Below are 14,128 nucleotides of genomic sequence, written 5' to 3'. Positions count from 1 at the left end.
GTCTCTCTATTCCGTCACTTCCCGCAGGGCCTGCGGCAGACGCTCCAGAAGATCCGTGGGTGTCATGCCCCACTGTCCCTTCTCCTGCGCCGCCAGATCCCCGGCCCGGCCGTGGAGCCATACGGCGCAGCAGCAGGCATCGAAGGCGTCCATGCCCAGTCCCAGCAGAGCCAGCACCACCCCGGACAGCACATCACCGCTGCCGCCCTTGGCCATGCCGCAGTTGCCGGTGGTGTTCACCCGGCACCGGCCGTCCGGCCCGGCCACCACGGTCCCCGGCCCCTTCAGCACCACCACGGCCCCGGACCGGCGGGCAAAGTCCTCCGCCGCCGCAGTCCGTCCTTGGGACAGGTCGCCGCCCACCCGGAGGAACTCTCCCTCATGGGGCGTCAGCACCGTCACCCGGCCACGCCGTCGCTCCCATTCATCCATATGCCCCGCCAGCGCATTTATGCCGTCGGCATCCAGCACCAGCGGCTGGGGCAGATCCATCAGCCGCCGCACCAGCGCATCCGTCTGCCGGCCCCGGCCCAGACCGCAGCCCAGCAGCACGGCGTCGCAGCCCGCCGCACGCCGCCGGATAGTCTCCTCCGCCAGCAGGGACAGCCTTCCCTCCGCCTCCGGCAGGGGAAAGGGCATGGCCTCGTCGCTTTTCACCGCCGCCACCGGCCAGATACTCTCCGGCACCCCCAGAAACACCAGTCCCGCCCCGGAACGCACCGCCCCACGGCTGGCAAATACCGGCGCTCCGGTATAGCCCACGCTGCCGCACAGACACAGCACCTTACCGAAGGTACCCTTGTGGCCCTCCGGGTCCCGGCGAGGCAGCAGCCGCCTCACAAGCTCCCGGCCGATGGGCTCGACTTTTCTCTCCTGCTCCATGATCCGCCCTCCCGCATTGTAAATTCTGGGGAGAGTATACCACATTTTCCCCGAAAAACACACCCCCTCCCCATTTTGGCCGGGGCCGTATTGACATCCGCCGCCGTATCCCCTATACTTGGATAAACGAAATCTTCAGGAGGTACGACCTATGCTTTCTTCCACCAGACAGTTCACCGACGCTATGGACAACAAGGGCATCAAATATGAGTACAAGGGTACCACCGACTCCGGCAAGGACGTTGTCGTGCTGCGCTACACCTGCGAGAACATCTCCACCCTGACGCTGCAATTTTTCTTCGACGAGGACTGCAAGTCGGTGGCCATCCGGATGTTCGATCTGGTGAAATTCCCGGAGAGCAAGCTGCCCACCATGCTGGCTGCCATCAATCAGCAGAACGCCAGGTTCCGCTTCGTGAAGTTCGTCATTGATACCAATGACCACACCGTGCAGGCGGAGGCGGACGTGGCCTTCCGCAGCCACGATGTGGGGGATATCTGTCTGGAGTATGTCTCCCGGTGCATCAACATCTGTGACGATGCCTACCCGGAGCTGATGAAGGCCCTCTGGGGCTGAGCGCCATAACGACCCCGTCGGAGGAGGGACAGCCGTTCCTCCTCCGGTTTTTCGCCGTTTTCTCCCGGCGGCGGACAAATTCCCCCTTGCAAGTTTCTCCCGGCTGTGGTATAAGTATGGTAGGTAAATGCGTTGAATGGGAAGTTCCGCAGGAAACGCCTTTCCAAGAGAGGACCGGCCATCGGCTGGAAGCCGGTTCGTCAGGCGCTGTGGTGTTCGCCCGGGAGCAGCCGTGAGGAAATGCACGGACGGGTCATCCTCCGTTATGGGGAAACGAGTGCGCAGCTGCTGCTGCGAAGCTGGGTGGTACCACGGAAGTTCTATGCCTTTCGTCCCTTAGTTTTGGGATGAAAGGCATTTATTTTTCCCCCGAACGAATCCCACTTTTAATAGTTAACAAGGAGGAATCTCATGGACAAAAACTTGTTAAAGGAATTCATCATTGAAGAATATGAGAAAGATTTTGTGGTATATGCTACCGACGAAGCCTATCGGCTATTGGGTGTAGAAGTCCCGCAGCCTGTTAGTCCAGTAACGGAGTATACCGTTGACAGAACGCATTATGTGGTGATACGGAACGTGTCGGGAGATACCATTGATGTAGAGTATTACCGAGAGGCAGTATTGACTTACTTGGCAAGCAGATATCGCATTGACGGCCTTCTCAGAGAATCAGACGGAAATAGCCATGATGCCAATTGGCAGTACGAAGTATATATTTTTAATACTGGTTACTGCCCGGAGGAGCTGTCATCCTGCATCATAAAAACAGGCGGACTATATCTCAGCGCAACCAGGGTACTGAAAAAAGAAAAAATTACGGAAGAGATCATCGAGACTTGGTCGGAAGAATATGATCTCGACGGCAACGGGGAAGGCCAAAGAACTGTTTATTGCTCTACGCCGGATGGCTCGGCGCATTTTGCCTTTGGCCTGTCCCTAAGTTGGGATCTCGGCAGGGAATTGCCGGAGAATCGGTATCCACTTGCTCTGAGAACGAGCAGAGCAGATCAGATATGTCGGACAGGCTACAAGAGGCGCTTACCCGCAGCCACACCGGCTGGCAGCGCATCCGGTGGAGAAAGCCAGCCGTGTCAGGCAGACAGCGAGCCGCACGCAATCAAGGCCGCACCGGACGGCGGCGCATCCGAATGCTCCCATCCCTCCCTATGGCAGCGCATTTGCAGATTTATGCGGAAGCTTTTCTAGGCAGACCACTCCGCATTACAACCTTGTGCTATTACCGATACAAATCCGCAAAGGGCTGTGGCCGGAGCTTTTCGAGAAGCGGCCCGCAGCATCCCCTGCAGCACAGTTTTTGCAGGGAAACTCTAAAAACTTCCACCCCATAATACAAGGAGGAATCATTACCGATGAAAGAAAAACTGACACAACTGCTGCAGGAGGGCAAGGACCGCATCGATGCCGTCCGCAGTGAAGCGGAGCTGCAGGAGGTCAAGGCCCTGCTGCTGGGCAAGCAGGGCAGCCTGACGGGACTGCTGAAGGAGCTTCCCAAGCTGGACGCCGCCCTGCGGCCGGAGATGGGCAAGGCGGTGAATCAGGCCAAGGCCCAGCTGACGGCGCTGCTGGATCAGCGGCGGGAGGAGCTGAAGCTGAAGGCCTCCGAGGTATCGCCGGACTTCGATATCTCCGTCCCCGGCATCCTGCCCCCGTCCGGCGGTCTGCACCCCATCACCCAGATGTGCTACGACCTCAACGACGCCTTCCGCTCTATGGGCTTCGAGATCTTTGAGGAGTCCGACATTACCAGTGAGCTGTACGGCTTCGACAACCTGAACTTCCCCCCCAACCACCCCGCCCGTGAGAGCATGGACACCTACTGGCTGGAGGGCCACGACAAGGGCGAGTGCTGGGATAAGCTCTGCCTGCGTCCCCACCTCACCGGCGGCTCCGTGCGGTATATGCAGACCCACAAGCCCCCCTACCGCTTCGTGTACCCCGGCCGGGTGTACCGCAACGAGACCACCGATGCCCGCCACGAGCGTGCCTTCTTCCAGTATGAGGCCCTCATCGTGGACAAGGACTTCACCTTCGCCTCCGGCAAGGTGATGATCAAGAGCATCCTCTCCAAGGTGTTCGGCCGGGATGTCCCGGTGCGGATGCGTGCGGGCTTCTTCCCCTTCGTGGAGCCCGGCTTCGAGATCGACATGGGCTGTCTGGTCTGCGGCGGCAAGGGCTGCAGCGTGTGCAAGCACGTGGGCTGGATCGAGATCATGCCCGGCGGCACGCCCCACCCCAATGTCCTGCGTGCGGCAGGGCTGGATCCGGATGAATACACCGGCTTCTATGTCAACATCGGTCTGGACCGGCTGGTGATGATGCGCTACGGCGTGGACGACGTCCGCCTGTTCCACAGCGCCGATCTCCGGTTCCTGCGTCAGTTCCATTAAGGGAGGATACGACACATGAAAGTTTCACTGAATTGGATCAAGGATTATGTAAAGCTCCCGGAGGATATGGACCTGACCCGTCTGGCCTATGACCTGACCATGTCCACCGTGGAGGTGGAGGGGGCCGAGGACCTGGCCAAGCGCTTCGAGCATATGCTGGTGGGCGTAGTGACGGAGGTTTGCCCCCATCCCAACGCCGACAAGCTGCGGATCTGCCGGACGGATATCGGTGGCGGCGATATCCGGGAGATCGTCTGCGGCGGCACCAACCTCACCGCCGGGATGCGGGTGGCCGTGGCCTGCCCCGGCGCCCTGTGCCGCTGGCACGGCGAGGGTGAGCCGGTGGAAATTAAGGAGTCCAAGCTGCGGGGCGTCAAGAGCTACGGTATGATCTGCGCCGCCTCCGAGATCGGGCTGGGGGATCTGTTCCCCACCGATGAGGAGGCCCACATTCTGGACCTCAGCGCCTTTGACATAGCCGCCGGCACCTCCATTGCCGATGCGCTGGACCTTCACGACATCATTCTGGAGATCGACAACAAGTCTATGACCAACCGCCCCGACCTGTGGGGCCACTACGGTCTGGCCCGTGAGATCGCCGCCCTGTACGGGCTGCCCCTGTCCCGGTTCCGGCCCTTCCCCCGTGATCTGCCTGCCGGCGACCTGACGGTGACGGTGGAGGACCCGGAGCGCTGCCCCCGGTACATCGGGGCTGAGCTGACCGGCGTGTGCGTCAAGCCCTCCCCCTTCTGGATGCAGAGCCGCCTGTGGCGTGCGGGGATGCGGCCCATCAATGCGCTGGTGGATATCACCAACTATGTGATGCTGGCCACCGGCCAGCCCACCCACGCCTTCGACTCTGATAACATTCAGGGCCATATCATCGTCCGCCGGGCCAAGGAGGGCGAAAAGCTGCTGCTGCTCAACGGCAAGGATCTCTCCCTTTCCACCGACGATCTGGTCATTGCCGACGATGCCGGTGTGGTGGCGCTGGCGGGTGTCATGGGCGGTGCCAAGGACTCCGTCCTGCCCACCACCCACAAGGTCATTCTGGAGGTAGCCAACTTCAACGCCGCCGGCGTTCGCCGGACGGCCCTGCGTTACGACAACCGCACCGAGGCCTCCTCCCGCTATGAAAAGGCCATCGACCCTCAGCGCTGCGATCAGGCACTGGAGCTGGCAGCGGAGCTGTTCCGCCAGCTGTATCCGGAGGTGGAGTTCACGGGCCTTGTGGACCACTACCCCGCCCCCATGGCCTGCAAGGAGCTGGACGTGGCTCTCAGCTGGCTGGAACGCCGTCTGGGCAAGCCCCTGACGCAGGAGGATGTATCCCATAAGCTGGGCCTGCTGGGCTTTACCACCTCCTTCAGCGGCGACACCATGCACGTCACCGTTCCCTCCTGGCGCTCCACCGGCGACGTGTCTATTCAGGCGGACATTATGGAGGAGGTAGCCCGGATGTACGGCTACGAGAACTTCGAGGCCGCCCCCATCACCACCTCCTTCGACGGGGCCATCAACCAGCTGGATAAGGATCTGGAGCGGCGCATCAAGGAGTATCTGGCCATCCGCTGCGGGCTGCAGGAAATTTTCACCTACCCGTGGATGGACGAGCAGTATGTAAACGCCATCCTGCAGGATACCACCGGCATCCTGTCCCTGTCCACGCCTCCCTCCCCCACGGAGAAGATGATCCGCTCCTCCCTGCTGCCCAATCTCTGCAAGGCAGTGGTGAAGAACGAGCGCTACTTCACCGACTTCTCCCTCTTTGAAACGGCGCAGGTATTCCGGGACGAGAACTACACCGCTCCCTACGATGAACGGGAGAAGCTGCCCTCCCAGCGCAAGCATCTGGGCGCCGCCTTCGTGGGCAGCGACAAGGACATCACCACCCTGTTCCGCCGGGCCAAGGGCGTGGTGGAGGCCATGCCCCGCTACACCCATATGGAGGCCTATACCCTCCGTCAGGTGGAAAAGCCCGTGTGGGCCGACACCGTGGTGTGGCTGAACCTGTATCTGGGCGAGGAGCACATCGGTGATCTGGCCCTGCTGAGCAAAAAGGTATCCATGGAGTGCGGCATCAAGAATCTGGCGGTGATGCTGCTGGAGCTGGATATGGACGCATTGATCCCCTTCCGCTCCCGCACCAACACCTTCACCCACCTGCCGGAGTACCCCATGACGGACTACGACGTGTCGGTGCTGGTGGACGGCGAGACCCGGTGGGATGCTATGCGGGACGCTATTCTGGAAAAGCGCCACGAGCTGCTCCACGGCGTATCCTTTGTGGACGAGTACCGGGGCAAGCAGGTGCCGGAGGGCAAGAAGTCCGTGACCCTGCGTCTGACCATCGGTTCTGCGGAAAAGACCCTGACCTCTCAGGAGATCGAGGCCTGCGCCGCCTCCGCCGTGAAGCGGCTGGCAAAGCACGTGGGGGCCGAGCTGCGGGGAAAATAAAAGAACCGTCATTTGCCGCTTTCCCTCTTTACAGAACGGGAAAAAAGCCGTATAATGAGTAACAGAGTACGGAAGGAGGTATGTCCCTATGGAAGATTTCACCCGCAAATTCAACGCCGCACAGGACAAATCCGTGCAAATTCATCACGTTTTGACCACCGTTTACGAGGCGCTGAAGGAGAAGGGCTACGACCCCATCAACCAGATCGTGGGCTACATCCTGTCCGAGGACCCCACCTACATCACCAACCACAACTCCGCCCGCACCCTCATCTGCAAGGTGGATCGGGACGAGCTGCTGCAGGCTCTGGTGAAGAATTATCTGGACATCGACTGATGCCCCTCCGCAAGTAAAAAAGGGACGCCCGGAGGATATCCTCCGGGCGTCCCTTTTTCCCACTTCCGCCACCACATATTGACATTTTCCGCCATGTCAGTTATAGTATCCATCATCCCTATCCAACTCTACGGACTATGAGGATCATTATTATGCTGAACATTCAACATCTGACCAAGGTCTATGGTGAAAAGAAAGCCGTGGACGACCTGTCCCTGCACATTGCCCCCGGCGAGATCTACGGCTTCATCGGCCACAACGGTGCCGGTAAGACCACCACCCTCCGCTCCGTGGTGGGCATCCTGCAATTTGACGCCGGGGAGATCACCATCGGCGGCAAGTCCATCCGCACCGACCCCATCGCCTGCAAGCGGGAGCTGGCTTATATCCCCGATAATCCCGACCTGTACGACTACATGACCGGCATCCGGTATCTCAACTTCATCGCTGACATCTTCGGCGTCAGCTCGGAGGTGCGCGGGCAGCGCATCCACGACTACGCCGCCCGCTTCGAGCTGACGGACGATCTGGCCCAACCCATCGCCGCCTACTCCCACGGCATGAAGCAGAAGCTGGCCATCATCTCCGCATGGCTCCACCAGCCCCGTCTCATCATCATGGATGAGCCCTTTGTGGGTCTGGACCCCAAGGCCTCCCATCTGCTCAAGGGCATGATGCGGGAGTTCTGCGACGCAGGCGGCGCCATCTTCTTCTCCACCCATGTGCTGGAGGTAGCGGAAAAGCTCTGCGACAAGGTAGCCATCATCCGTGGCGGCAAGCTGATCCGCTCCGGCACCATGGAGGAGGTCAAGGGCGACGACTCTCTGGAGGAGGTCTTTCTGGAGCTGGAGGGCGAGTCATGCTGAAGCTCCTTGTCAAAAAGCAGCTGACGGAGATCTTCCGTGCCTACCTCTACGATGCCAAGAAGAACCGGGCCCGCTCCAAGGCGGCCACCGTGGGCTACATCATCTTCTTCGTTTTCATCATGGTGGGTATCATCGGCGGGATGTTCACCCTTCTGTCCCTCGCCATGTGTCAGGATATGGCGAAGGCCGGCATGAGCTGGTTCTATTTCGCCATCATGGGCCTTATGGCCATCCTGCTGGGTGCCTTCGGCAGCGTGTTCACCACCTATTCCAGCCTCTACCTGCCCAAGGACAATGACCAGCTGCTCTCCCTTCCCATTCCGGTGAATACCCTCATCGCCGCCCGGCTGCTGGGGGTGTACCTCATGGGCCTCATGTACTCCGGCGTGGTGGTGTTGCCGGCCATCATCGTCTATTGGGCGACGGTATCCGCCGCCCCGCTGCACCTGCTGGCGGGCGTTCTGTTCCTGCTGCTGATCTCCCTGTTCGTCATGGCCATCTCCTGTCTGCTGGGCTGGGTGGTGGCCAAGGTCAGCCTGAAGCTGAAGAATAAAAGCTTCGTCACCGTGGTGCTGTCTCTGGTATTCTTCGGCCTGTACTACTACTTCTTCTCCTTCAAAGCCAACTCCCTGCTAACGGAGCTGCTGCAGAACATCGCCCTCTACGGCGATAAGGTCCGCTCCTCCGCCTACCCCGTGTACCTCTTCGGTCAGGCGGGAGCCGGCGATCCCCTGTCCATGCTGCTTCTGACGGCAGCCATCGCCGTGCTGTTCGGCCTGACGTGGCTGCTGCTCTCCCGCAGCTTCCTCTCCATCGCCACGGCCTCCGGCCATGTGGGCCGCAAGGTCTACCGGGCCAAGGCCGTCCGGTGCCGGAGCATTTCCTCCGCCCTGCTGGACCGGGAGCTGCGCCGCTTCACCTCCAGCGCCAACTATATGCTCAACTGCGGCTTCGGCACACTGTTTCTGGTGCTGGCCTCCGGCTTCCTCCTGTGGCAGGGCCGGGAGCTGCTGGAGCTGGTGTCGCAGTCCTTCCCTGAAAGATCCGGTGCCATGCCGGTGCTGCTGGCCTTCGTCCTGTGCCTGCTCAGTGCCATGAACGACACCACCGCCCCCTCCGTCTCGCTGGAGGGCAAGCAGCTCTGGCTGGCCCAGTCTCTGCCGGTATCCCCGTGGCAGGTGCTGCGGGCCAAGCTGCGGCTCCAGCTGCTGATTACTATACCGCCTATGCTGCTGTGCCTTGTGTGCTTGCTGGCGGTGTACCCCGGTTCCCCTCTGGAGCTGCTGTTCATCGCCGTCACCGCCCTGTCCTATGCCCTGCTGATGGCTCTGCTGGGCCTGTTCCTGGGCTTGAAAATGCCCAACCTCAGCTGGACCAACGAGGTGGTTCCCATCAAGCAGAGTGCCTGCGTGGCCCTCTCCCTCTTCAGCGGTTGGGCCGTGGCCATGATCCCCGGCGCCCTCTATCTGCTGACAGGCATCGGCAGCTTGGACCCGCTGCTCTATCTCTCCGTCGTCACGGCGCTGGTGCTGATCCTCTCCGCCGTGCTGTCCCTTTGGGTGAAAAAGACCGGCAGCCGCATCTTCGCCGCCCTGTGATCCCCCATACATGAAGAAGAGACGCCGTATGCCAGTGGCATACGGCATCTCTTTTTCATGTGAGCTTCTTTCCCATCTCCAGCCGCACCTCGTGGGCCTCCGGGTCGTGGTTGGAGTAGGCGTACAGGTCGAAGCCGATGACCTGAAACCCGCACTTCCGATAAAAGGCAATGGCCCGCTCGTTGCAGGTCTGTGTCTCCAGCACCGCCATCCGCATGGGGGCCGCCTCCTCCAGCATCTTCTCCATCAGAGCGGTGGCCACGCCGCAGCGCCGGTGCTTCTCCTGAAAAATGCACAGATTGCTGATGCGCCATCGGTGGTTCCACGACTCCGGAGAGCCCTCCGCAATGCCCAGCAGCTCCCCATCCTGAAAAGCGCCGTACACCACCGGAGCCTCCAGCCACTCCCCGAACAGGGTGTCTTTGAAGGACCGCTCCTCCACCTTTCCGAAGGAATGGTACTCTATCCGAAAGCCCTCCTCCACCGGGACGATATCCCAGCAGCCTCTGGTCTGATACCATGCCGTGAAGCCATACCCCCCGCCACTGGGCGGGATCCAGCTTCTTGATCTCCATATCGCTCCTCCTTACAGGGCCGTCCCCTTCTTGGGGACATACAGGCGGCTCATGTCCACACCCTCCAGCCTCAGCAGCTGCACCTTGCGCTCCAGTCCCCCGGCATAGCCGGTGAGACTGCCGTCGCTGCCCACCACCCGATGACAGGGGACGATGATGGAGATGGGGTTGTGTCCCACAGCGCCACCCACCGCTTGGGCCGACATCCGCCGCAGCCCCCGCTTCCGGGCCACGGCCTCCGCCAGCGCCCTATAGGTGGTGGTCTCGCCGTAGGGGATCTGTCGCAGCAGCGCCCACACCTCCTGCCGGAAGGGGGAGCCTGCCAGATGAAGCGGCGGCAGGAAGTCCGGCTCCCTGCCCGCAAAATAGATATCCAGCCACCGCTTGGTCTCCTCCAGCACCGGCGTCTCCTGCGGAGCGTCCTCCGGTACGCCCGGGAAATACTTCTCCCCCGCCAACCACAGGCCCGTCAGGCCCTCCTCGTCCGCCGCCAGCAGCAGTTCCCCCACCGGGGAAGCATAGCTCTGCCACGCTGTCATATCACTTCGCCCCTTTCTTTCCCTGCGGCGCATAGTCCCGCAGCTCCGGCACAGCACCTCCGGCCACCGCCCACAAATAGAGACTGGCCACGCTGCCATAGGGGCTGTACCGCCGCCGATACTTCTCAAACAGCTCCCGGCCCACCTGCCGGTGGTGATACACCATCCGCAGTCCCCGCTGGATGGCCAGATCGTCATAGCTGAAAATATCCGGTCTTTGCAGGCAGAACAGCAGGATCATCTCCGCCGTCCACACCCCCACGCCCTTCAGGGTACACAGCTGCCGGATGGCCTCCGCATCGCTGCTCTCCCGTACCGTCTCCGGGTCGAAGGCTCCGCTCTGAACCCGGAGGGCAAAGTCCGTGATGTAGGCCGCCTTGCGCCCGCTGATGCCCAGCGCCTGCAAGCCCTCCGGTCCCGCCGCCAGTACGCTCCCGGCGTCCACGGTCCCCAGCGCCTCCTGCATCCGCCGCCAGACGGTGGCCTGCGCCTTGGTGGAGATCTGCTGCCCCACGATGTGGTGTACCACGGCGGCGAATAGATCCGGGTCCACCTCCCGCCGGATCATCCCCACCCGGTCGATGACCTCCCCTATCCGCTTGTCTCTGCTCCGCAGATACTGAAGCTCCGTCTCACCATAGCCGAAATACATCTCTCCGCCCCCTGCCTGCATCCGTCCCTTTCGTCCAGAACATTTGTTTCGAATGTACCACACCCTCTCGCCGCTGTCAACCCCCTCCGCCAAACGCCCCGTATCCCGACCTCCTTCACCCCAAAGGAGATTTTATTTGCGAATCCCGTCGCTCTATGGTGTGCGCTGGCGGCCAACATCGCCATGATGTCCGCCATCTCCGCCCTGCTGAGCGCCCTGCTGGCCGGGGCGGCGGAGGGCCGGACATTTGCCGTGGCCGCCGGGGAAGGCGGCCCTTGCGCTGGTGGTGCGGTACTTCTGCGCCACGGGAGCCGCCGCCATGAGTTTCCGCTCCTCCCATCGGCAGCAAAATACCCCGCCTGACTGGCGGGGTATTTTATTTACCGATCCTTTTTATCGATCCCTTACTTCTTTCTCTCCTCCAGCGAGTGAGCCAGCGTCAGTAGGAAGTCGTGATCCGGCCACGGGAAGATGGCCTCCTCGGCCCGGCGGGTACACTCCTCCACGGCCGTGCGGCAGCCCTCCAGCCCCAGCACGTCCACGAAGGTGACCTTCCCCTCCTCTCGATCGGAGCCGATGGGCTTGCCGAACACGGCCTCGTCGCCCACCACATCCAGCATATCGTCCCGGATCTGGAAGGCCAAGCCCAGCTTGTCGGCAAAGGCGATGGCCTGCTGCCGCATGGTCGCCGGCATCCCCGACGCCACGCAGCCCAATTCCGCCGCCGCCGAGATCATGACCCCGGTTTTCAGCCGGTACATCCCCGTCAGCTCCTGTTGGGTGGATACACCGCACAGGGTATCGATCACCTGACCGGCCACCATACCGTCGGCGCCGGCGGCGTGGGACAGCACCCGGATGGCCTCCACTCGGCTCTCTGCCGACATACAGGGGGCCTCGGCAATAAGCCGAAAGGCCTCCGGCTGGAGGGCATCCCCCGCCAGCACCGCCAGCGTCTCGCCGTAGGCCTTATGGCAGGTAGGCTTTCCCCGCCGCAGGTCGTCGTCATCCATACAGGGCAGGTCGTCGTGAATGAGGGAGTAGGTGTGGACCAGCTCCAGCGCACAGGCATAGGGCAGAGCCAGATGCCAGTCTATCCCACCCAAACGGGCCAGCTCCAGCGTCAGCACCGGGCGGATGCGCTTGCCGCCGCCCAGAAGGCTGTACCGCATGGCCTCCTGCAATCTTCCATAGGGCTTATCCGTGGAGAAAAGTCCCTCCAGATACTGTTCAATGGCCGCCTGATAGGCGGCATATCGGGTGTAAAAATCCATGGTCATTCCTCGCTTGCAAATTCCGTTTCCACCGGAGCGCCGTCGGGGCCCTTCATCAGCCGCACCACCTGCTGCTCCGCCTGATCCAGCTCCGTGCGGCAGGCTGCCGCCAGCCGGGTCCCCTCCTCGAACAGGGACAGGGACTGGCTCAGAGGCACGTCCCCCTTTTCCAGCCGGGTGACGATCTCCTCCAGCCGGGTCATATTCTCTTCAAAGGTCTTGTCTGCCATCACGCTTCCTCCTTTTCCGTTACCGTGCAGCGCAGGCCGCCCTGCGCCAGCCGCAAATGAATGGTATCCCCGGACTGCACCTGCGCCGCCGTCCGCAGCACTGCGCCGTCCTCCGTCCGGGCCATGGCGTAGCCCCGGCCCAGCACCTTCAGGGGACTCAGGGCATCCAGCTTGGCCGCCAGTGCCGCAAAGCGCCGCTGCTCCTCCTGCCACTGGGCATTGGCCGCCGTCAGCAGCTTCTGCTGCACATAGTCCAGCTGGAGCCGCTTATCCTGCACAAAGGCCAGCGGGTCCGTCAGCACCCGCTTCTCCGCCAGTGCCATCAGCCGCCGCTCCTGCCGCTCCAGCCCGTTCAGCGTCCCCTGCGCCATACGGCTGCGGAAGCTGTCCAGCCGCTGCAGCAGCTCCGCCATGTCCGGCACGGCGATCTCGGCGGCATTACTGGGGGTGGAGGCACGGCGGTCCGCCACGAAGTCGGCAATGGTCACATCCGGCTCATGTCCTACGGCGGAGATCACCGGGATCTCTGATGCGTAGATGGCCCGTGCCACCCGCTCGTCGTTGAAGGCCCACAGGTCCTCCATGGAGCCGCCGCCCCGGCCGGTGATGAGCACGTCCGCCAGCTTCCAGCGGTTGGCGTAGCGGATGGCCCCTACGATCTCCGGCGGAGCCTCCACGCCCTGTACCCGCACCGGCAGCAGCAGCACCCTGGCAATGGGGTAGCGCCGCCGCAGGATGCGGATCATGTCGTGGATCGCCGCCCCGGCGGAGCTGGTGACGATGGCGATGCGCTGGGGATATCGGGGCAGAGGCTTCTTGTGTCCCTCGTCGAACAGTCCCTCCCGGTACAGCTTGTCCTTCAGCTGTTCAAAGGCCACATACAGATCCCCCACGCCGTCCGGCGACAGCTGGGAGCAGTAGAGCTGATAGGCCCCGTCCCGTGGGAACACGCTGATGCGCCCATAGGCGATGACCTGCATCCCGTTCTCCGGCCGGAACCGCAGCTTCATGGCGCTGCCCTTGAACATGACACACCGCAGAGCGCCCTCCCCGTCCTTCAGGGTGAAGTAGTGATGCCCGGAGGGGTATATCTTATAGTTGGACAGCTCCCCCCGGATGTAGATGCCGGAGAGCTGGGGGATACCGTCAATGACGTTTTTGATGAAGCCGTTGACCTCCGATACGGTATAGATCTGGCCTTCCATCGCTTCCTCCTTCCTGAAAATGCAGTGCAGGCAGAGCAAGCGCACCTGCTCTGCCTGTGATGTGTCAGTCCTTGACCTCTTCCCGCAGGAAGCTGGCCAGAATGCCGTTGATGAATTTCACCACCTCGGCGGACTCATACTTACCGGCGATCTGCACCGCCTGACTGATGGCCACACCGTGGGGAATATCCGGCATATACAGGATCTCATACATGGCCACCCGCATGACGGCAGAGGCCATCAGAGGGATGCGTTCGAAGCGCCAGCCCTGTGCGTAACGGGCGATGTAGTCGTCCAGCTCCGCCGCATGGTCCGCCACGCCCGCCACCAGACGGCGGATATACTGTGCCTGCTTGGCGTTGGGGGCATCGGCGTACAGCCCGCACTCCGGCGCCAGCTCCGCAAAGCACTCCGGCGCCAGCCGCCGGTCCAGAAACTCCCCCACCGGGAGGTCCGTAAAATTCCATTCATACGCCAGATGGGCGGCGATCTCCCGTGCCGTGTTGCGTGTCATACCCGTTTCGT

16 protein-coding genes are annotated in these 14,128 nt (G+C 62.0%); 7 read left to right on the top strand and 9 right to left on the bottom strand.

The annotated features are described in order from the left end of the window. Positions 1–6: 6 nt before the first annotated feature. Positions 7–882 (bottom strand): NAD(P)H-hydrate dehydratase, encoded by an 876-nt coding sequence (locus tag KJS28_RS01840; protein WP_213541512.1) that lies wholly within the window; start codon positions 880–882, stop codon positions 7–9. A 151-nt stretch (positions 883–1,033) separates the two neighbouring features. Here KJS28_RS01840 and KJS28_RS01835 point away from each other — a divergent pair, with 151 nt between their 5' ends. The 7 genes from KJS28_RS01835 (at position 1,034) to KJS28_RS01805 (ending at position 9,128) form a co-directional block, all read left to right on the top strand. Further along, positions 1,034–1,459, top strand: coding sequence for a YbjN domain-containing protein (locus KJS28_RS01835; protein ID WP_213541511.1), 426 nt, complete (start codon positions 1,034–1,036; stop codon positions 1,457–1,459). Between the two features lie 411 nt (positions 1,460–1,870). Continuing rightward, a complete protein-coding gene (locus KJS28_RS01830; RefSeq protein ID WP_213541510.1) occupies positions 1,871–2,668 on the top strand; it encodes a hypothetical protein in 798 nt (265 codons plus the stop codon). Between the two features lie 164 nt (positions 2,669–2,832). Further along, positions 2,833–3,870, top strand: a complete 1,038-nt coding sequence (locus tag KJS28_RS01825) for a phenylalanine--tRNA ligase subunit alpha (protein WP_213541509.1) — start codon at positions 2,833–2,835, stop codon at positions 3,868–3,870. Between the two features lie 15 nt (positions 3,871–3,885). Further along, on the top strand, positions 3,886–6,327 hold the full coding sequence (pheT, locus tag KJS28_RS01820; RefSeq protein WP_213541508.1) for a phenylalanine--tRNA ligase subunit beta: 2,442 nt from the start codon (positions 3,886–3,888) through the stop codon (positions 6,325–6,327). 88 nt (positions 6,328–6,415) lie between these two features. Then, complete coding sequence (locus tag KJS28_RS01815) at positions 6,416–6,664, top strand: IreB family regulatory phosphoprotein (RefSeq protein ID WP_021858427.1); 249 nt, start codon at positions 6,416–6,418, stop codon at positions 6,662–6,664. A gap of 152 nt (positions 6,665–6,816) precedes the next feature. Further along, positions 6,817–7,530 carry an ABC transporter ATP-binding protein gene (locus KJS28_RS01810; RefSeq protein ID WP_213541507.1) on the top strand — a complete coding sequence of 238 codons (714 nt, stop codon included), beginning with the start codon at positions 6,817–6,819 and terminating at the stop codon, positions 7,528–7,530. Beyond that, positions 7,524–9,128 carry a hypothetical protein gene (locus KJS28_RS01805; protein WP_213541506.1) on the top strand — a complete coding sequence of 535 codons (1,605 nt, stop codon included), beginning with the start codon at positions 7,524–7,526 and terminating at the stop codon, positions 9,126–9,128. Before KJS28_RS01810 ends, KJS28_RS01805 begins: the two co-directional genes overlap by 7 nt. A 55-nt stretch (positions 9,129–9,183) precedes the next feature. Here the strand turns inward: KJS28_RS01805 and KJS28_RS01800 are convergent, their stop codons facing one another. The 8 genes from KJS28_RS01800 to nusB form a co-directional block, all read right to left on the bottom strand. Next, positions 9,184–9,612, bottom strand: coding sequence for a GNAT family N-acetyltransferase (locus KJS28_RS01800; RefSeq protein WP_213541505.1), 429 nt, complete (start codon positions 9,610–9,612; stop codon positions 9,184–9,186). Positions 9,613–9,714: 102 nt separating this feature from the next. Further along, positions 9,715–10,242: a methylated-DNA--[protein]-cysteine S-methyltransferase gene (locus KJS28_RS01795; RefSeq protein WP_213541504.1), complete on the bottom strand. Its 528-nt coding sequence runs from the start codon at positions 10,240–10,242 to the stop codon at positions 9,715–9,717. A gap of 1 nt (position 10,243) precedes the next feature. Further along, positions 10,244–10,894 (bottom strand): DNA-3-methyladenine glycosylase family protein, encoded by a 651-nt coding sequence (locus KJS28_RS01790; protein WP_213541503.1) that lies wholly within the window; start codon positions 10,892–10,894, stop codon positions 10,244–10,246. Positions 10,895–11,047: 153 nt separating this feature from the next. Then, positions 11,048–11,215: a hypothetical protein gene (locus tag KJS28_RS01785; RefSeq protein WP_213541502.1), complete on the bottom strand. Its 168-nt coding sequence runs from the start codon at positions 11,213–11,215 to the stop codon at positions 11,048–11,050. An 83-nt stretch (positions 11,216–11,298) separates the two neighbouring features. Further along, on the bottom strand, positions 11,299–12,168 hold the full coding sequence (locus KJS28_RS01780; protein ID WP_213541501.1) for a polyprenyl synthetase family protein: 870 nt from the start codon (positions 12,166–12,168) through the stop codon (positions 11,299–11,301). Between the two features lie 2 nt (positions 12,169–12,170). Next, positions 12,171–12,398, bottom strand: coding sequence for an exodeoxyribonuclease VII small subunit (gene xseB / locus KJS28_RS01775; RefSeq protein ID WP_021858434.1), 228 nt, complete (start codon positions 12,396–12,398; stop codon positions 12,171–12,173). Beyond that, positions 12,398–13,603 carry an exodeoxyribonuclease VII large subunit gene (xseA, locus tag KJS28_RS01770; protein WP_213541500.1) on the bottom strand — a complete coding sequence of 402 codons (1,206 nt, stop codon included), beginning with the start codon at positions 13,601–13,603 and terminating at the stop codon, positions 12,398–12,400. Before xseA ends, xseB begins: the two co-directional genes overlap by 1 nt. 64 nt (positions 13,604–13,667) lie before the next feature. Beyond that, positions 13,668–14,117, bottom strand: a complete 450-nt coding sequence (nusB, locus tag KJS28_RS01765) for a transcription antitermination factor NusB (RefSeq protein ID WP_213541499.1) — start codon at positions 14,115–14,117, stop codon at positions 13,668–13,670. Positions 14,118–14,128: the final 11 nt, after the last annotated feature.

It is taken from the genome of Vescimonas coprocola (assembly GCF_018408575.1).
Taxonomy (GTDB): domain Bacteria; phylum Bacillota; class Clostridia; order Oscillospirales; family Oscillospiraceae; genus Vescimonas; species Vescimonas coprocola.
This window is presented reverse-complemented; position numbering and strand designations above follow the sequence as displayed.

Bases quoted from the DNA above. Each gene is read 5' to 3' on its own strand.
- KJS28_RS01790 (WP_213541503.1), bottom strand. From the start codon at position 10,894: ATGTATTTCGGCTATGGTGAGACGGAGCTTCAGTATCTGCGGAGCAGA.
- KJS28_RS01810 (WP_213541507.1), top strand. From the start codon at position 6,817: ATGCTGAACATTCAACATCTGACCAAGGTCTATGGTGAAAAGAAAGCC.
- KJS28_RS01785 (WP_213541502.1), bottom strand. From the start codon at position 11,215: ATGGCGGCGGCTCCCGTGGCGCAGAAGTACCGCACCACCAGCGCAAGG.
- xseB (WP_021858434.1), bottom strand. From the start codon at position 12,398: ATGGCAGACAAGACCTTTGAAGAGAATATGACCCGGCTGGAGGAGATC.
- KJS28_RS01825 (WP_213541509.1), top strand. From the start codon at position 2,833: ATGAAAGAAAAACTGACACAACTGCTGCAGGAGGGCAAGGACCGCATC.
- KJS28_RS01795 (WP_213541504.1), bottom strand. From the start codon at position 10,242: ATGACAGCGTGGCAGAGCTATGCTTCCCCGGTGGGGGAACTGCTGCTG.
- xseA (WP_213541500.1), bottom strand. From the start codon at position 13,603: ATGGAAGGCCAGATCTATACCGTATCGGAGGTCAACGGCTTCATCAAA.
- pheT (WP_213541508.1), top strand. From the start codon at position 3,886: ATGAAAGTTTCACTGAATTGGATCAAGGATTATGTAAAGCTCCCGGAG.
- KJS28_RS01840 (WP_213541512.1), bottom strand. From the start codon at position 882: ATGGAGCAGGAGAGAAAAGTCGAGCCCATCGGCCGGGAGCTTGTGAGG.
- KJS28_RS01780 (WP_213541501.1), bottom strand. From the start codon at position 12,168: ATGGATTTTTACACCCGATATGCCGCCTATCAGGCGGCCATTGAACAG.
- KJS28_RS01815 (WP_021858427.1), top strand. From the start codon at position 6,416: ATGGAAGATTTCACCCGCAAATTCAACGCCGCACAGGACAAATCCGTG.
- KJS28_RS01835 (WP_213541511.1), top strand. From the start codon at position 1,034: ATGCTTTCTTCCACCAGACAGTTCACCGACGCTATGGACAACAAGGGC.
- KJS28_RS01830 (WP_213541510.1), top strand. From the start codon at position 1,871: ATGGACAAAAACTTGTTAAAGGAATTCATCATTGAAGAATATGAGAAA.
- nusB (WP_213541499.1), bottom strand. From the start codon at position 14,117: ATGACACGCAACACGGCACGGGAGATCGCCGCCCATCTGGCGTATGAA.
- KJS28_RS01805 (WP_213541506.1), top strand. From the start codon at position 7,524: ATGCTGAAGCTCCTTGTCAAAAAGCAGCTGACGGAGATCTTCCGTGCC.